The following is a 17,673-nucleotide window of genomic DNA, read 5'->3' as shown; positions in this document are numbered from 1 at the left end:
ACCGCATTATGCGGTCTTTTTTATGCTTAAAGCTTATGCATTGCCTTCGGCAGCAGCAGCTTGAGCACGTTTCATATTTTCTTCGAACTCAGCATCAAAATTGATTGGAGTAAGAAGTAATTGAGGGAAACTACCTTTTGTTACCATATCATTTACAGCTTCGCGTAGGAATGGGAACAAAATGTTTGGGCAGTATGCACCAAGAATATATGGAAGGCGTTCTTCTTCAACAGCATCAACCAAGAAAATACCAGATTGAGTTACATCAACAATAAAAGCAGTTTCGCCAGCATTTTCTGCTTGAACAATCACTTTTAAAGAAACTTCAAAGTGAGTTTCATCAATTTTTTCAGCAGAAGATGAAAGATTGATGTTTAATTCAGGTTCCCAAGCTTTGGTAAAAACTTGAGCGCCAGGAACTTCAAAAGAAATATCTTTAGTGTAAATACGTTCTAATGCTAGTTGTGGTTGAGTTTCTTGTTCACTCATTATTGGATCCTTAATATTTCTAAGTTAATTATAAAATTACGCTACTACTAAGTGGTCTAGTTTCGCTTCACGATCTAAAGCATAAAGCTGGTCAAAACCACCAATAAATTGATCTTCAATAAAAATCTGTGGAACAGTACGATGGTTGGTGCGTTGCATCAACTCAATACGTGCTTCAGCAGGTTCTTGAGATAAATTAATTTCGTTGTATTCGATACCTTTACGTTCTAGAAGTTGTTTTGCACGAACGCAATAAGGACATGAATTTGTTGAATAAATAGTCACTTTAGCCATTCTATTTTCTCCTGAAACGTAAATTATTTTGCTTTCACAAGTGGTAAGCCTTGAGCTTTCCAATTGCTAACACCACCATCTAAGCGATAAGCATCTGAGTGACCCACTTGTTGTAATGCTGTACCTGCAACTTGACCTAAGTTACAGATAAACACGATTGGGCGTTCTGCTGTTTTTAACTCTTCGATATGGCTTGTAATTTTGCTGTAAGGAATATTACGGCTGCCGCTAATATGACCTTCGCGGAAATCTTTAGCGTCACGTAAATCTACAAGCATTGCATTTTTAGCTTTCACTAAAATGCCTAAAGATTGCGGAGAGATCTTACGACCATTACGTTGACCTTCTAAAACGAAGAACAACACTACAAGTACAGCAAGTGTTCCAAATAAGAGAGGATGATTCCCCATAAACTCGAACCAACGTTCCACAAATCACCTAATTACAATTTAATATTGTCGAAGAGTATAGCCTATAAATATGGCGATCAAAATCGCGTCTTCAAGGGCTGATGTTGAATAAAAATTAATTTTTTTGCTGAGCTTCAGCAATTTCATCAATTAAACGTAAAAAACTGTCTAAACGACGAGGTAAAATTTCACCATTTTGTGCCGCTAAACGCAGTGCACATTGTTTTTCATGTTTATGCGTACAGTTTCTGAATTGGCAATATCCCAAAAGCTTATCAATTTCAGGAAAACCTTCTTGCACTTTGTCTATGTTTAAATGCCATAAACCAAATTCACGAATTCCTGGAGAATCAATGAGCGCAGCACCATCACCAAAGCCAATCAGGCGGGTAGATGTTGTTGTGTGCTGACCAAGCGCAGAGTTTTCAGAAATGATATTGGTCTTTTGGGTTGCATCGGGAACAATAGTATTGATGATTGAGCTTTTACCCACACCCGATTGACCCACAAAAGCAACGGTTTCACCTGCTAATCTTTCCGCAAGTTTAGACACATTATCCATAGACTGCGTAAGCATGATTTCATAGCCTAAATTTTGGTAATCTTTTACCAAATCTAGAATAGGGTCATTTTCTTTGAGTAAATCGGTTTTATTCATGACCAATAATGCAGGAATTTTAGCATCTGCACAGGCCACTAAATAACGATCGATTAAACCTGGAGCAGGTTCAGGAAGTGGTGCAAATACAATGACAATTAAACTAATATTTGCAGCAACAGGCTTCACTTTGTGATAACGATCTGGTCTTGTAAGTAAAGATTGACGTGGATGAATGGCAGTAATAATACCTAAACCCGTAATAGGGTCTGCTTGCCATTTTACGCGGTCACCTGTCACCAATAATTCTAAATTGGTACGGGTATGACAACGCCAAACACTACCCAATTCAATGGGTTTCCAAAAAGGTTCAGGTTCGCCATCTTTAACAATCGGTTTTTCAGGATGTACGTCAGGAGTCGAGAGTGTTTGCACTTCAAGTTGGCGTCCATAATGTTGAACCACCAGACCTTCTAAATCATTTGAAGTATCTAAATCTTCTTGACGTGTTTTATGTTGTTTCTCAATACGACGTTGTTGCTGTTCGGTTAAACGTCGTTTACGAATTAAAGCCATTCATATCCTAAAAAACCTTGAATCTAAGATGGCAAAAATAGCACGAAGAAGGGGGACAATTACAGCTATCATTCAAGAAATTTGCTACTATGTTGTTTTTAAGCCCAATAAGATTGCACATTTATGAGCAGCACTCCTGATACACGCCTCATTTGGATTGACCTTGAAATGACAGGTCTAGATACAGATAACGACGAAATTATTGAAATTGCGACCATTGTGACAGATGATAATTTAAATATTTTGGCAGAAGGTCCTGTGCTTGCTATACATCAGTCTCCAATTAAGCTTAATGCAATGGATGAGTGGAACACTCGCCAACATGGACAATCGGGTTTAATTGAACGTGTACGTCGTAGTAAGCTCACTGCGCAAGATGCAGAACAGCAAACGCTTGAATTTCTAAAAAAATGGGTAGATCCAAAATCATCTCCGATGTGCGGTAACTCAATTTGCCAAGACCGTCGTTTTATGCACCGTTTAATGCCTGAACTAGAACAATTTTTCCATTATCGCAACCTAGATGTATCTTCTGTAAAAGAATTGGCTAAACGCTGGCGCCCAGAGATTATGGGTGGATTGAAAAAGAATGCATCACATTTAGCAATGGACGATATTCGTGATTCAATTGCAGAACTTAAATATTATCGTCAATATTTCTTTATTATGAATAAAGATTAATACTTGTTATAAGTAATCGAAAAGGGGCGAAAGCCTCTTTTTATTGGCTGACGCTTAAAATATGCGTATAATTTATACATGTTACAAAAATGATTTACGTTGTTCATTTTTATGAAGATGATGACGTATAAAATTGAATGATGAATTATAACAACGAGTTTTATTATGCAAAGTAATAACCCTATTTTATCTCGTGTTGAAATCCAACATGACTATTCAGCGCCTATGACCATTCAAGGTGCAATTCAAAAGGCAACTCTTCTTACTGTTATTTCAGCAGTCGTTGGTGTTTCATTTTTCTTTTATGTGTTTATGACGGCTAACTTGTCACTTGCATATACAGGGGCAATGGTTGGTGCAATTGGTGGTTTAATTCTTGCGTTAATTGCAACATTTAAACCCAATACGGCTCGTACTTTAGCTATTCCTTATGCATTATTTGAAGGTGCTTTTTTAGGTGGTATTTCTGTTGTTTTCCAATTGAAATATCCAGGTGTTCCTTTACAAGCCTTATTGGCAACATTCGTCACGACTTTAGTGATGTTTGGTTTGTACAAATACGAAATTGTTCGTGCGACTGAAAAATTTAAATCAGTGGTGATGTCTGCATCAATCGCCATTGCCATTGTATTTGTTGTACAATTTGTAATGCGTATGGCTTTTGGTTCAAGCATTCCATTTTTGTTTGAAACAAGTCCTCTTGGAATTGGTTTTGCTGCATTTGTTGCAGTCATTGCATCTTTAAATTTAATTTTAGATTTCGACTTAATTGAAAATGGTGCAGCACAAGGCGCGCCAAAATCAATGGAATGGTTATCTGCAATTGCATTATTGGCAACATTGGTTTGGATGTATTATTCATTCTTACGTTTATTGGGCATGCTCAATAGCGACGACTAATTTGCTATAAATAATAAAACGCTCCAAATTTGGGGCGTTTTTTGTATTTAAAATTTATAGAAATGAAAAAAGATGCATTATGCAATTTAGTAATTTAAAAATTTTAGGCATTATGTGGACAGATTATATTAAGTGAGAATCTCATGGCACAAGGATTATTAGTAGGTAAACGCTTTCTTATTGCAGGTATTGCAAGCAAATTATCAATTGCATTTGGTATTGCAGAAGCTCTTCATCGTGAAGGTGCAGAGTTAGCATTTACTTACCCGAATGAAAAATTAAAAAAACGTGTAGATGATTTTGCTGCACAATTCGGTTCAACTTTAGTATTTCCTTGTGATGTAGGTGTTGATGCTGAAATTGACAGTGCTTTTGCAGAACTTGCAAAACATTGGGATGGTTTAGATGGTCTTGTGCATTCAATTGGTTTTGCACCTGCGCATACTTTAGATGGCGATTTCACTGATGTAACTGACCGTGATGGTTTTAAAGTTGCTCATGATATTAGCGCATATAGCTTTATTGCGATGGCACGTGCTGCGAAGCCTTTATTGGCTGCGCGTCAAGGTTGCTTATTAACGCTGACGTATCAAGGTTCTGAGCGCGTAATGCCAAACTACAACGTGATGGGAATGGCAAAAGCATCTTTAGAAGCAGGCGTACGTTATTTAGCATCTAGCTTGGGTGCTGAAGGTATTCGTGTAAACGCAATCTCAGCAGGTCCTATCCGTACACTTGCAGCTTCAGGTATTAAATCTTTCCGTAAAATGTTAGATATTAACGAAAAAGTTGCACCGCTTAAACGCAACGTAACGATTGAAGATGTTGGTAATGCTGCATTGTTCTTATGTTCACCTTGGGCAAATGGTATTACTGGTGAAATCTTATATGTAGATGCTGGTTATAATACTGTAGGTATGAGCGCATCTTTAATGGATAGCGAATAAGTCTTTCCATTTTTAAGATGTAAAAAAACGGTGCCGATGCACCGTTTTTTTATTGCTCATAAAACAAATTTAAGGTTTAAGGTAATTGCTTAATTGGGTTACCACCTAAAGCTTGCATTAAAGTCACATAAGCATTGTATTGGCTTTGCTTGGTTTGCACTAAAGATAAACGTGCTTCACGCGTGGTCTTTTGAGCATCAATTAAATTTTTCAATGCAATTGCGCCATTTTTATAACGAACTTGAGTTAAATATTCAGTTTTTTCGGCAAGCTGAACATTACGCTCTTGTAAGGCAACTTGTTTATCTAACTCATTACGAGCAGAAAGGGCATTCTCAACATCTGCAAAAGCTTTGTACATGGTTTGACGATATTGAATAATTGACTTTTCATATTCTAGTTCATTTACTTTCAAATCACGTTTCATATCATTCCATTGTAAAAATGGAAGTGATAATCCTGCACCTAAAATTGCAGCAGGGTTTGAAAGCACTTGAGATAATGAAGTACTTGTACCACCAGTTACAATGCTACCTGTTAAATTGATAGAAGGGTAGTAGCTTGCTTTGTTGGCATCTTTATTGGCTAAAGCTTTACGTAAGCGTAGTTCAGTTGCTTTTAAATCTGGACGACGTGATAAAAGCTCAGCAGGTAAGCCCGCAGAAATTTTAGGTAGATTAGACTGTGGTAAGTGTTGCGGTTCATTAATATTTAATTGTTGAATAGGTTGATTTAACAAAACAGCCAAAGCTGTACGTGTTTCAACTTTTTGTTGTTCAATTTGGCTTAAGCTTGCTTTTTGACTTTGAACGGCTTGTTCTGCAGAACTTAAATCTAAACCTGAAACAGCACCTGCACGATATTGCACTTTAACCAAATCATAGGTTTTTTGAGTACTTGCTAAGTTTTGCTTTGCAACCGAAAGACGTTCATTTAAATAGCCCAGTTGCCAATAAAGCTGTGCTGTTGTTGCAATTAAGCTTTGTGCTGTTGCTTGTAAATCTTGTTCAGATGCTAAAGCTTCCCAACGCGAAGCTTCGGTTTGATTGGCAAGTTTACCAAACAAATCTAGTTCATAACTCAAGCCAGGGTAGCTAAGTGAAATTCCTTGTGATGAATCTCCATCGCCATCTAAACTAAAGCGATGTCCAATATTTGCACCTGCATTGCCAACGCGAATACCTTGCTGACTTTGAGATTGTTTGGCTTGAATGCGTGCTTGTTGCAAGTTAATCCCTGCAACTGCTAAATCTGTATTAGCCGATAGAACTTTATCGACCAATTGATTGAGTTGAGCATCACCAAACAAAGTCCACCATTGGTCAGCATAAGCATCTGCATAAATTTGTTTGCTGACATTTTTTGAATTTTGAAAGCTAGATGGTGTAGAAATAGTGGGCTGTTCATAGGGTGATTTTACCAAAGCCGCACAACCGACCAATGAACTACCTAGAATTAAAGCACTTGCAAGCTTAGTTAAATGTGTTTGCATGATTGTTTCCTATTCTCTAGAGAGTGCATCGACAGGGTTTAATTGCGCAGCATTACGTGCAGGAATAAAGCCAAACACAATACCAATTAAACTTGAACATACAAAGGCTGCAACAATTGAAGTTGTTGAATACGCCATTTGGAATGATCCACCTGCAAAATGAGTAATGAGCTGACCAATTCCTAAAGAAAGGAGCACACCTAAAATACCACCCAAAATACAAACCAAAACGGCTTCAATCAGGAACTGTTGCAAGATGTCACTTTGACGCGCCCCAACTGCCATACGAACACCAATTTCTTGGGTACGTTCGGTTACAGATACAAGCATAATATTCATTACGCCAATACCACCCACCACAAGGGAAATCACAGCAATTGCTGAAACAAGTAGTGTCATTGTTTGCGTGGTCTGTTGGATGGTTTCACGAATACTGTCAGAGTTTTGCGTAAATACATCCTGAGCGCCGTGACGTTGTTCAAGTAAGCTTAAAATTGCATTTTCAGCGGCAGTACTAGGGTATTCATCTTTAATACGCACAATAATGCTTCGTACATTAGATTGCCCCAACATACGGCTCATAACTGTTGAATAAGGAAGATAGACATTTAAGCTGTCAGAATTTCCCATCATGCCTTGTTGTGCATCGACTACACCAATAATACGGCTTGGCACACTACCTAAAAGTACAACTTGCCCAACAGGATTAGTTCCATCACTGAAGAATGTTTTCTCTGTGTTGGTGTCAATCACAACATCTTGGGCTTGTTCAATAACACTATTTTTATCGAATGCTTGACCCGATTTAAAAGTTAAGCCTTTCACATAAAAGAAGTCTGCACTTACACCATTTACAGTGGCTGAGGCTTCTGTGTCTTTATAACGAGCAGTTACACTCGAATTTACAGATGGGCTTACACCATCGACATAAGGTTGATCTGCAAGTGCTTCACCATCGGCAGGAATAAGGGTTTTGACTTGAGATGCTCGTGAGTTATCACCAAAACCACGACCTTGATAAATGGTGATGGTGTTTGTTCCTAAGCTACTAATATTTTCTAGAATTTGCTTTTGTGAGCCATTCCCTAAAGCAACCACAGATACAACAGATGCGATACCAATGATAATCCCTAGCATGGTCAGGAATGTACGCATACGGTGTGCATTCATGGCTAATAACGCCATACGGAATGCTTCACCTAAACGATCTGCAAGCGCTCGCCAAGCAGGAATTTTTTTCTGAGGTGCACGAACTAAAGTTTGTTTTTCTAGGACTTCATTTTCAGTATTTTCAGGCACATTAGGTAGGTCTGAAATAATATTACCATCACTAATTTCAATAATTCGCGTGGCATTTTTAGCAACGTTATGGTCGTGCGTGACTAAAATAATGGTATGACCTTTGGCATTAAGTTCACGTAAAATACGCATTACTTCAATACCGCTATTTTTGTCCAATGCACCTGTTGGTTCATCGGCAAGAATAACGTCACCACCATTCATTAAAGCACGAGCAATAGAAACACGTTGTTGTTGACCACCAGAAAGCTGACTTGGTCTGTTTTGTGTTTTATCGCCTAAACCTAAGTTAGTAAGAAGTTCAGTTGCACGCTTTTGACGCTCAGTTGCATCTGCACCTGCATAAATAGAGGGAACTTCGACATTTCCTGCTGCGTTTAAATCGCCAAGTAGGTGATAACGCTGAAAAATGAAGCCAAAATATTCACGACGTAACTGTGCAAGTTCATCTGGCTCAAGTTCACGCGTTTCACGGCCACTCACTTTGTAGCTGCCTTCTGATGGTTGATCTAAACACCCTAGAATATTCATGAGTGTAGATTTACCAGAACCCGACTGACCTACAATTGCGACAAGTTCACCTGGGTAAATTTCTAAGTTTATCCCTTTAAGAATCTGAACTGTGTTTTCACCAGCAGGGAATTCACGAGTCAGATTCTTGACCTCGAGTAGAGGTGTTAGATTTTGACTCATATTACATTCTCATTCCTGGACCACCACTACGTTTTGCAGCGTTGTTTGATGAGTCTGAACCGTCTGCAATGACAACTTTATCGCCTTGTTTTAGACCGCGTAAAACTTGTGCTGTTACACGGTTGTTTAAGCCAATTAAAACAGGCTGCGGTTTAGCTGAACCATCTGATTGAACAACACGAACCATATTCATTGATGCTTTGCCATCTTGAATTAATTGCTTTTCAGCATCGGTAAGTTCTAAGCGTTTCGGACGATCTGGATTATTTTCTTTATCTGCAAGGCGTTCTTTTTGAGCCGTATTTTTATCTGCTGATGCTTTGCGTTGTGGACGGTTTGAAGCTTGAATTGCAGCGGCAGGAACAGTGAGCGCATTTTTTGCTTCACTTAGAATAATATAAACTTGTGCAGTCATATCAATACGTAATTTTCCATCTTCATTGGGTACATCAAACAAAGCATTGTAGTAAACAGCAGTACTTGAAGATGATGATGTTGAATTATTACTTTCAGTATTAATTGACTTAGGCGCAGGCTCTACTTGACGAAGTTTTGCATAAATTTTCTTATCATTATTGCCTAAAGTTGTGAAGTAAACCGTTTGACCTTCTTCAACTTTCATAACGTCGGCTTCAGAAATTTCAGCTTTAATGGTCATAGTGTCTAGCTTTGCCAATTTAACAATGGTTGGCGCACTTTGATTGGCGTTAACGGTTTGACCTTCTTCAGTGACAATGGCAACGATTGTTCCATCCATTGGAGCAACAATTTGGGTGTAGCCTAAATCTTCTTTTGTTGTCGCAAGTGTTAAGCGAGATTGTTCAATTTGTGCATTGATGGCTGTAATGTCTGCTTGAGCCGTTTTATAACTTGCTAGTGCAGATTCAAGCTCAGCTTTTGATGTTGCATCTTGGGCATACATGGCTTGCTGGCGTTTATATTCAGCTTCAACTTTTGCCAAATTAGCTTGTTTTACTGTGAGCTGTGCTTGTTGATTTTTAATATTTGCTTCAGCAGTTTTTAATTCATTTTCCTGACGTACAGAGTCAATTTGTGCAATCAGTTGACCTTGTTTAACTTGGTCACCCAATTCTACATACATTTTTTTGACTTGCCCCGAAACCTGAGCACCTACGCTGACCATTTTAGTTGCTTCAAGCACACCTGTCGCTAATACCGAGTTTTCAATATCACCGCGAGAAACTTCAGCAGTAATAAACTGAGTTTGTTCTTGTTTGGGCTTAAAGAAGTACCAAGCAGTAAGCGCAATAGCCAGAGCACAAATTGCAGCAATAAAGATTTTGGTTGGTTTTATTTTTGGCATAATCATTAAGCAAAGTCATAGATAATGCATGTAATTATAAGAGTTAATTGAGGATAAATAGTGAACTTTTTTATATAAATAATAGTGATTCTTATTTATGGGACTATGATTTTTAAATGAATTAAGCGTGAAATAAGGTTTTACCACAAAAACTGGCTATGGCTTGTTGAATCAGATGTTCAGTATTTTCATGACCTAATCCTTTAATGGATGAGTCAATTCTAAGCAATAAAGAGGGCCATGCTAAAAAATCGTTGGGGTTTAAACGACGCAACGCTTGTTGATATGCCCCCACTTTGTTTTTCCAAATACCCAATTGCAATGCATGATTTGGTTGTTCAAATAGTTGCATGAGTAAGCGCATTTCTTTACTCAAACTCCATAGAATTAGACTATTCGGCTCACCAGAATCGGTTAAATATTGAAAAATTTTGATCGATTGAGCAAGGTTGCCTGCAAGGAGAGCATCGCTTAAATCATAAGTGCTATAACGTGATTGATCTTGTAAACATGCATATAAATGATCAATTTGGATGATTTCTGCATCGGCAAAAGTATCTCGAACACGCATTAAGCTATTTTTTGCTGCAAGTAAGTTATGTTCATGATGTTGTTCAAGCCATTGCCATGCATCATTGGCTAATTGAATGCCAAGCTTTTGTGCTTCAACAGCTAAAATTTGCTGACGATCTTTAGGATAATTTGCGGTAAGCGCAACATTAACGCCATTGGCATCGATCACTTGGAAAAAGCTTGTTTTTAAGCTACTACTATCTTGCTTAGGCATAACGATCAAAAGTAAATTTTGTTCATTATTTTGTATATAGCTTTTTAATTCTTTAATACCATTTGCATCTGGCTTAATGTTGCCATGAACTTCAATTGCAAGTTGATTGGAAAAAAGAGATAAGCTGTTTAAAGCATTAAATACAATTTTCCAATCACTTACGCTTGTAATGTCATAGCGTTGGCGTTCAATGTCTTGCTTCTGCCAACTTACACGAAAAGCATCAATTAAGTTTTGTTCAAGCAACGGCTCTTGACCATGTAGTACCCAAGCACCACGGGCTTCATCTACACGTTTAAGTGCTTGTAGATAGTCAAGTTTCATTGCTTAAATCTCTAAAATTATTCAGATACTGTCGGTTTAACAACAATTTGTTGTAAGCGGTTCGATGAAATTTGGCGAACAATTTGTTGCGCAACATCATCAATTAAAACTTCTGTTAAATAAGTTTGCTCTTGATTTTCAGTGTTTACAGTCTCGTCATTATATTGGTAACTACGCGTTGCCATAATAGTACGAGGTTCTGTTAAAGGCGTTCCTTGAGCATCATCAATACGGAAAGTAACATTCAAACGTAAAATGTTTTCACGTAATTTACCAGAAAGCTCTAACTTACGTTCAGAGTAATCAAGTACATGTAACGTATAAGCATCACTTCCATTACTCAGTTTTACACCCGCAGATGTTAAGTAAAGCGATAGTTTTTCTTCTAAAGAAGCAGTGTTTTCAGGTAAAACAATATTCATTTTAGAATAAGCCACAGGAACACTTGATGGGTTTGTACCTTTCAAATGAAAGCCACAACCGACTAAGCCTGCACTTAGACCCAAAGTTAGTACAATTGCTGCAACACGTTGTCCTAAATACATGCGATGTCCTCTAATTTATATTCCATTTATGGAAGAATTTTTTTCTGAGCGTTATTGATTGTAAAGTCAAAGCCCGTTGGCTGGCAACGGGCTTTGTGTTTTTTCAGCCTCCCTTTAGTAAAGGGAGGTTTGGAGGGATTAGTCCTTAAAGTCCATTCTCTTGCGCCATATATGGCTCAGGGAGAAGGTTAGGATGAGGGTGGTTTTTTAATTAACCTCTCCCTAACCCTCTCCTAAAAGGAGAGGGAATAAAGGGTTAAACCACCAAATTCACGAGTTTATTTGGAACAACAATTTCTTTCTTAGTTGGACCTGTTAAGAACTGTTGAACTTCAGGTAATGCTTTTGCTTGCGCTAAAATATCATCTTTAGAAGCATCTACAGATACTTCTAATTTACCACGAAGCTTACCGTTCACTTGAACCACAATTGTTTGTGTATTACGTGTTAATGCAGACTCATCCACAGTTGGGAATTGAGCAGATGTTAACTCGATACCAAACTCAGCCAATAAAGTTTGGCTTAAATGTGGTGCAAATGGTGCAAGCAATGTAAGAAGTGTGATGATTGATTCACGTGCAACAGCAACGTCATTATCATCTTTTACTTCAAACTTATTGTTTGAGTTTAACAATTCCATCATTGCTGCAATGGCTGTGTTAAATGCATGACGACGCTCAATGTCATCACCCACTTTTTGAATCGTTTCGTGTGTTTTACGACGTAAATCTTGTGCAGCAGTTGAAAGTGCAGCTTTGTCGATGTTCGAAGCGTTATTGCCTTTTTCAAGGAAACCAGTTGCTAAACGCCAAACACGTTTTAAGAAACGGTTAGAGCCTTCAACACCTGCATCAGACCATTCAAGTGATTGGTCTGGTGGAGCAGCAAACATCATAAATACACGTGCAGTATCTGCACCATATTGGTCAATGATGGCTTGAGGGTCGATACCGTTGTTTTTCGATTTCGACATTTTTTCTTGACCGCCAACCACAACTTCTTGACCATCACCTGTGTATTTAGCAGAAAGAACACGACCTTTTTCGTCTTTTTCTAATTCGATATCGGCAGGGTTAAACCACGTTTTCTTGCCTGAATCTGCTTCACGATAGAATGTATCTGCAAGTACCATACCTTGTGTTAACAAGTTCGTGAATGGTTCATTGCCTTGAACTACACCTTCATCACGCATTAACTTGTGGAAGAAACGTGCGTATAACAAGTGCAGAATCGCGTGTTCAACACCACCAATGTATTGGTTTACAGGAAGCCAAGTTTGACCCGCTTCAGGTTTAACCATACCGCCAGTAAAGTCTGGAGATGCATAACGTGCGTAGTACCAAGATGATTCTACAAATGTATCCAATGTATCTGTTTCACGACGTGCGTCGCCACCACAGCAAGGACACGTTGTTTCGTAGAATTCAGGCATTTTGTTCAATGGGTTACCTGAACCATCTGGCACAACGTCAGTCGGAAGGACAACAGGAAGTTGTTCTTCAGGCACTGGCACTTGACCACATGTATTACAGTTAATCATTGGAATTGGACAACCCCAATAACGCTGACGAGATACACCCCAATCACGTAAACGGAATTGAACTTTAGAATTCGCAAGTTTTGTCGGTTCTAATTTAACAATGAATGCATCGTATGCAGCTTGGAAAGCTAGACCATCAAATTCGCCTGAATTTACCAGTTTACCTTCTTTCGAGCCGTACCATTCTTGCCAAGTATTTGCATCAAAGTCAGCATCATCTGCGCCTTTAGCATCAATAACTTGTTTGATGGTTAAGCCATATTTATTCGCAAATTCGAAGTCGCGTTCGTCATGTGCAGGAACTGCCATTACAGCGCCTGAACCATAAGACATAAGAACGTAGTTTGCTATCCAAACAGGAACTTCTTCACCTGTTACAGGGTGCTTAACAGATAAACCTGTCGCCATGCCTTTCTTTTCAGCAGTCGCAAGGTCAGCTTCTGCTACAGAACCCATACGGCATTCTTCAATAAATGCAGCCAATTCAGGGTTTGTTTCTGCCGCTTTAAGCGCCATAGGATGTTCTGCTGCTACAGCAACATAAGTCACACCCATTAAGGTATCGGCACGTGTTGTAAATACAGTTAAACCATCAGCGTACACTTCAGGGTTGGCAGAAGGGAAAGTAATGTCCATCCCTTGTGAACGACCAATCCAGTTACGTTGCATGGTCAAAACTTGCTGTGGCCAGCCATCTTTTAATGTGTCTAAATCGTCTAATAATTCTTGTGCATAGTCTGTAATGCGGAAGTAGTACATTGGAATATCACGTTTTTCAACCAATGCACCTGAACGCCAACCACGACCATTTTCAACTTGTTCATTTGCTAGAACGGTTTGATCTACAGGATCCCAGTTCACTGTTGAAAGCTTACGGTAGATCAGACCTTTTTTATAAAGTTGAACAAATAACCATTGTTCCCAACGATAGTATTCTGGTGTGCATGTTGCAAATTCACGATCCCAATCTACAGATAGACCTAATTTTTTGAGTTGATCACGCATGTAATCAATATTTTCAAAGGTCCATTTTGCAGGGGCAACTTGGTGTGCAATTGCCGCATTTTCTGCAGGTAAACCGAAAGCATCCCAACCCATAGGTTGAAGTACCGTTTCACCTTTTAAACGGTGAAAACGGCTAATAACGTCACCAATTGTATAGTTACGTACGTGACCCATATGTAGTTTGCCACTTGGGTATGGGAACATCGAGAGGATATAACGACGTGGACCTTCTACTGTGTCGGCAACTTTAAAGGCTTTGCGAGTTTCCCAGTCCTGTTGGACAGTAGGTTCAATCGCACTGGCTTGATATTCTGGGTCAATGTGAGTAGTCATAAACGTATACTATAAAAACAACGGTTAAAAAAGTTTGTTGCACAGCATAGCGCAAAATGCACCTAAAAGTGAATTTTGGCTATGTGATTCTTTAGGAAAAATTAGAAATATTTGAATTCAGTTTTATTCGGTAGAATGCAAACTAACGTGAAGTCGATTCAATTGGAGTTGGTGTTTCTTTAGGAGCTACTGAATTTGGTTGAGTTTGTTCGGTTGCAGGAGCCGTAGCAGATGTTGCAGGTGATGGCGTTTGAGCTTTGGCTACTGTTGCAGTTTTAGATCCGTAAGTTTCTACACGACCTTTCTTTTTCGCATTTTTAGGCGGAGGTGTGGCTGTGTAATGTGTAGAACCTTTGGCATCTACCCATTTGTAATATTCTTTCGCCATTACAGAACTTGAGCTAAGACTAAGTATAATTGATGAGCTTAATAAGCAAATCTGAGCTGTAGTTTTTTTCACAATGTTGAGTCCCCAAATAATAAAAATAAAGCCATGTTGCGTATTCTAGCAAAGCCTGAAAAATTTAAAATGATTTCGAGTGTTTTTTAATCTAATTAGGGTGTGTTGTTATTGTGAAACTTAGTGATGATATATGTAAAAAGCATTTTGGATAAATAAAATATATGCTTTGTTTTTATACGAATTACATAAAAAACTTTCTTTTAATTAAAATTATTCATTCTTTATTTTTATAATTAAAATGCGAAATAATTATAAGTAAAAATAATAAAATTAAAATATATTAGTAACTTATATTTTATTCTTCTTTTTTTTGGAGAAAGATGTACACATTATAAAGCTAAAAAAAAAGTTTCTATATGAATGTCGGGTAAAAAGCCAATTTTTAAACTTGACAAGGCTACCTTAAACAACAAAAATGCAGTCTAGTTTTATATGCCTTAAATCGATCACCCTTCGAGTAAGTGTCATGTCATGCAATGGACAACTTCTCTAGCCGAGAAGCTGAACAAAATGAAAAAAATGTGTTTATCCCAACATGTTTTAGACCCCATATTGCTCAAACAGCACTCAGGTCAGAAATTTTTCCTATTGCCATGAAAACTATGAAATATGTGTGCTATAACAGTGCAGACAATTAATGAATTAAACATTGCAAATGTCTCTCATTCTGCAATGAAAAAAGATTAGGGTGAATTACGTTGGAACTTTTATCTGGTGGTGAAATGCTCGTTCGCGCATTGGCGGACGAAGGCGTTGAGCATGTATTTGGGTACCCAGGCGGCGCGGTTTTACATATTTATGACGCGTTTTTTCAACAAGACAAAATTAACCATTACTTAGTACGTCACGAGCAAGCTGCTGGTCACATGGCAGATGCATACTCGCGTGTTACAGGTAAAACTGGTGTTGTTCTTGTTACTTCAGGTCCAGGCGCTACAAATACAGTTACCCCAATTGCAACTGCTTACATGGACTCAATCCCAATGGTGATTTTGTCTGGTCAAGTTGCATCACATCTTATTGGCGAAGATGCATTCCAAGAAACAGATATGGTCGGGATTTCACGCCCAATCGTAAAACATAGTTTCCAAGTGCGTCATGCAAGTGAAATTCCTGCAATTATTAAAAAAGCATTCTATATCGCGTCTTCTGGTCGTCCAGGTCCTGTTGTTGTCGATATTCCTAAGGATGTTACAAATCCAACAGATAAGTTTGCATACGAATATCCTGACAAAGTGAAGATGCGTTCGTATCAACCGCCACATCGTGGTCATTCAGGTCAAATTCGTAAAGCAATTGATGAGCTTTTACATGCTAAACGCCCAGTGATTTACTCGGGTGGTGGTGTTGTTCAAGGCAATGCATCTGAACAATTAACAGAGCTTGCTCATGTACTTGGTTTTCCTGTAACAAGCACATTGATGGGCTTAGGTGCTTTTGCTGGTGATGACCCACAATTTGTGGGTATGTTGGGTATGCACGGTACATATGAAGCCAATATGACCATGCATAATGCAGATGTAATTTTAGCCATTGGTGCGCGTTTCGATGACCGTGTAACCAATAATCCTGCTAAATTCTGCCCAAATGCAAAAATCATTCATATTGATATCGACCCTGCTGCGATTTCAAAAACCATTATGGCGCACATTCCAATTGTGGGCGCAGTAGAGCCTGTTCTTACAGAAATGTTGGCTCAATTGAAACAACTTAAAGTTTCAAAACCAAACCCAGAAGATATTGCGGCTTGGTGGGTAAGAATTGATGAGTGGCGCAAAGTTCATGGTCTAAGATATGACGCGCTTCCAAATGGTGAAATGCGTCCACAACAAGTTGTAGCTGCGCTAGATAAAATAACAAATAGCGAAGCAATTATTACTTCAGACGTTGGTCAACACCAAATGTTTGGTGCGCTTTACTACCGTTATAAACGTCCACGTCAATGGATTAACTCTGGTGGTTTGGGAACGATGGGTGTTGGCTTGCCATATGCAATGGCAGCAAAACTTGCATTCCCAGATCAGCAAGTGGTTTGTATTACAGGTGAAGCATCTATTCAGATGTGTATCCAAGAGCTTTCTACATGTAAGCAATATGGCTTAAATGTGAAAATTCTATGCTTGAATAACCGTGCTTTAGGTATGGTTAAACAATGGCAAGATATGAACTACGAAGGTCGTCATTCAAGTTCTTATGTTGAATCATTACCAGACTTTGCGAAGCTTATGGAAGCTTATGGTCATGTTGGTATTCAAATTGACCATGCAGATGAGCTTGAATCGAAACTTGCTGAAGCAATGGCAATTAACGATAAGTGCGTATTTATCAATGTAATGGTGAACCGTTCAGAACACGTTTATCCAATGTTGATTGCTGGTCAATCTTTGGAAGATATGTGGTTAGCTAAAGGGGAGCGTACGAAATGAGACATATAATTTCTGTGCTTGTTGAAAATGAAGCAGGTGCGCTTTCTCGTTTGGTTGGTTTGTTTTCTCAACGTGGTTATAACATTGAGACATTAAACGTAGCTCCAACAGAAGACCCAACACTTTCACGATTAACACTTACAACGTATGGTGATGATCATAAAATCGAACAAATTACCAAACAGCTGAATAAATTGGTTGAAGTTGTAAAAGTGGTTGATTTGTCTGAAGGTGCGCACATTGAGCGTGAACTTATGCTCATTAAAGTGAAAGCTTTAGGTGCTGCACGTGACGAAATTAAACGCACAGCAGATATTTTCCGTGCGCAAGTAGTTGATGTAACACCAACGACTTACACCATTCAAATTGCAGGTACAACAGAAAAGATTGATGGTTTTATTGATGCGTTAGCAGAAAATACCATTCTAGAAGTTGTGCGTTCAGGTGTATCTGGTATCGCACGTGGCGAAAAAGTTTTAAGTATTTAATATTTTTATTTAACAAATTCTCTCTCCTGAAAAGGAGAGAACTGAACCCAGTGAATACA

General features: G+C 38.5%; 16 protein-coding genes. 5 read left to right on the top strand and 11 right to left on the bottom strand.

What is annotated here, in order from left to right; all coding sequences use genetic code 11:
- Window positions 1–33: 33 nt before the first annotated feature.
- The 4 genes from secB to rsgA all read right to left on the bottom strand — a co-directional run bounded on the left by secB (window position 34) and on the right by rsgA (window position 2,367).
- A complete protein-coding gene (secB, locus tag GTK57_RS03415) occupies window positions 34–489 on the bottom strand; it encodes a protein-export chaperone SecB (protein ID WP_152874777.1) in 456 nt (151 codons plus the stop codon).
- A 36-nt stretch (window positions 490–525) separates the two neighbouring features.
- Window positions 526–783, bottom strand: coding sequence for a glutaredoxin 3 (gene grxC / locus GTK57_RS03410; RefSeq protein ID WP_152874778.1), 258 nt, complete (start codon window positions 781–783; stop codon window positions 526–528).
- A 23-nt stretch (window positions 784–806) separates the two neighbouring features.
- Complete coding sequence (locus GTK57_RS03405) at window positions 807–1,214, bottom strand: rhodanese-like domain-containing protein (protein ID WP_163121333.1); 408 nt, start codon at window positions 1,212–1,214, stop codon at window positions 807–809.
- 94 nt (window positions 1,215–1,308) lie between these two features.
- Window positions 1,309–2,367 carry a ribosome small subunit-dependent GTPase A gene (rsgA, locus tag GTK57_RS03400; protein WP_152874779.1) on the bottom strand — a complete coding sequence of 353 codons (1,059 nt, stop codon included), beginning with the start codon at window positions 2,365–2,367 and terminating at the stop codon, window positions 1,309–1,311.
- Between the two features lie 123 nt (window positions 2,368–2,490).
- On the opposite strand from rsgA, the gene orn reads away from it, so the two are divergent.
- From orn to GTK57_RS03385, 3 genes are all read left to right on the top strand, one after another.
- Window positions 2,491–3,048, top strand: coding sequence for an oligoribonuclease (gene orn, locus GTK57_RS03395; protein WP_163121331.1), 558 nt, complete (start codon window positions 2,491–2,493; stop codon window positions 3,046–3,048).
- A 165-nt stretch (window positions 3,049–3,213) separates the two neighbouring features.
- On the top strand, window positions 3,214–3,948 hold the full coding sequence (locus tag GTK57_RS03390) for a Bax inhibitor-1/YccA family protein (protein WP_152874781.1): 735 nt from the start codon (window positions 3,214–3,216) through the stop codon (window positions 3,946–3,948).
- A 143-nt stretch (window positions 3,949–4,091) separates the two neighbouring features.
- Window positions 4,092–4,895, top strand: coding sequence for an enoyl-ACP reductase FabI (locus tag GTK57_RS03385; protein ID WP_163121329.1), 804 nt, complete (start codon window positions 4,092–4,094; stop codon window positions 4,893–4,895).
- Window positions 4,896–4,971: 76 nt separating this feature from the next.
- Here the strand turns inward: GTK57_RS03385 and GTK57_RS03380 are convergent, their stop codons facing one another.
- The 7 genes from GTK57_RS03380 to GTK57_RS03350 form a co-directional block, all read right to left on the bottom strand.
- Window positions 4,972–6,387 carry an efflux transporter outer membrane subunit gene (locus GTK57_RS03380; protein WP_163121327.1) on the bottom strand — a complete coding sequence of 472 codons (1,416 nt, stop codon included), beginning with the start codon at window positions 6,385–6,387 and terminating at the stop codon, window positions 4,972–4,974.
- Between the two features lie 9 nt (window positions 6,388–6,396).
- Window positions 6,397–8,379: a MacB family efflux pump subunit gene (locus tag GTK57_RS03375; protein ID WP_152874784.1), complete on the bottom strand. Its 1,983-nt coding sequence runs from the start codon at window positions 8,377–8,379 to the stop codon at window positions 6,397–6,399.
- A 1-nt stretch (window position 8,380) separates the two neighbouring features.
- Window positions 8,381–9,703 carry a MacA family efflux pump subunit gene (locus GTK57_RS03370; protein WP_163121325.1) on the bottom strand — a complete coding sequence of 441 codons (1,323 nt, stop codon included), beginning with the start codon at window positions 9,701–9,703 and terminating at the stop codon, window positions 8,381–8,383.
- A 121-nt stretch (window positions 9,704–9,824) separates the two neighbouring features.
- Complete coding sequence (gene holA / locus GTK57_RS03365; RefSeq protein WP_152874786.1) at window positions 9,825–10,814, bottom strand: DNA polymerase III subunit delta; 990 nt, start codon at window positions 10,812–10,814, stop codon at window positions 9,825–9,827.
- A gap of 17 nt (window positions 10,815–10,831) precedes the next feature.
- Window positions 10,832–11,359: an LPS-assembly lipoprotein LptE gene (locus tag GTK57_RS03360; protein WP_163121323.1), complete on the bottom strand. Its 528-nt coding sequence runs from the start codon at window positions 11,357–11,359 to the stop codon at window positions 10,832–10,834.
- A gap of 256 nt (window positions 11,360–11,615) precedes the next feature.
- Entirely contained in the window at window positions 11,616–14,237 is a 2,622-nt protein-coding gene (gene leuS, locus GTK57_RS03355) for a leucine--tRNA ligase (RefSeq protein ID WP_163121321.1), read from the bottom strand.
- Between the two features lie 142 nt (window positions 14,238–14,379).
- The gene (locus GTK57_RS03350) at window positions 14,380–14,676 is read right to left on the bottom strand and encodes a DUF4124 domain-containing protein (RefSeq protein ID WP_378226893.1); all 297 of its coding nucleotides are present in this window, start codon (window positions 14,674–14,676) and stop codon (window positions 14,380–14,382) included.
- 722 nt (window positions 14,677–15,398) lie between these two features.
- On the opposite strand from GTK57_RS03350, the gene GTK57_RS03345 reads away from it, so the two are divergent.
- Together GTK57_RS03345 and ilvN are read left to right on the top strand one after the other, a co-directional pair.
- A complete protein-coding gene (locus GTK57_RS03345) occupies window positions 15,399–17,126 on the top strand; it encodes an acetolactate synthase 3 large subunit (RefSeq protein ID WP_152874789.1) in 1,728 nt (575 codons plus the stop codon).
- A complete protein-coding gene (ilvN, locus tag GTK57_RS03340; protein WP_152874790.1) occupies window positions 17,123–17,614 on the top strand; it encodes an acetolactate synthase small subunit in 492 nt (163 codons plus the stop codon). Before GTK57_RS03345 ends, ilvN begins: the two co-directional genes overlap by 4 nt.
- The last annotated feature ends 59 nt before the right edge of the window (window positions 17,615–17,673 follow it).

It is taken from the genome of Acinetobacter portensis, from assembly GCF_010646905.1.
Taxonomy (GTDB): Bacteria; Pseudomonadota; Gammaproteobacteria; order Pseudomonadales; family Moraxellaceae; genus Acinetobacter; species Acinetobacter portensis.
The sequence above is the reverse complement of the archived record's forward strand: the minus strand, read 5'-3'. Positions and strand labels throughout refer to the sequence as shown.

Coding starts and splice junctions, on each gene's coding strand:
- GTK57_RS03360 (WP_163121323.1), bottom strand. CDS start 11,359: ATGTATTTAGGACAACGTGTTGCAGCAATTGTACTAACTTTGGGTCTA.
- rsgA (WP_152874779.1), bottom strand. CDS start 2,367: ATGGCTTTAATTCGTAAACGACGTTTAACCGAACAGCAACAACGTCGT.
- GTK57_RS03370 (WP_163121325.1), bottom strand. CDS start 9,703: ATGCCAAAAATAAAACCAACCAAAATCTTTATTGCTGCAATTTGTGCT.
- GTK57_RS03390 (WP_152874781.1), top strand. CDS start 3,214: ATGCAAAGTAATAACCCTATTTTATCTCGTGTTGAAATCCAACATGAC.
- orn (WP_163121331.1), top strand. CDS start 2,491: ATGAGCAGCACTCCTGATACACGCCTCATTTGGATTGACCTTGAAATG.
- ilvN (WP_152874790.1), top strand. CDS start 17,123: ATGAGACATATAATTTCTGTGCTTGTTGAAAATGAAGCAGGTGCGCTT.
- GTK57_RS03375 (WP_152874784.1), bottom strand. CDS start 8,379: ATGAGTCAAAATCTAACACCTCTACTCGAGGTCAAGAATCTGACTCGT.
- leuS (WP_163121321.1), bottom strand. CDS start 14,237: ATGACTACTCACATTGACCCAGAATATCAAGCCAGTGCGATTGAACCT.
- secB (WP_152874777.1), bottom strand. CDS start 489: ATGAGTGAACAAGAAACTCAACCACAACTAGCATTAGAACGTATTTAC.
- GTK57_RS03380 (WP_163121327.1), bottom strand. CDS start 6,387: ATGCAAACACATTTAACTAAGCTTGCAAGTGCTTTAATTCTAGGTAGT.
- holA (WP_152874786.1), bottom strand. CDS start 10,814: ATGAAACTTGACTATCTACAAGCACTTAAACGTGTAGATGAAGCCCGT.
- GTK57_RS03385 (WP_163121329.1), top strand. CDS start 4,092: ATGGCACAAGGATTATTAGTAGGTAAACGCTTTCTTATTGCAGGTATT.
- grxC (WP_152874778.1), bottom strand. CDS start 783: ATGGCTAAAGTGACTATTTATTCAACAAATTCATGTCCTTATTGCGTT.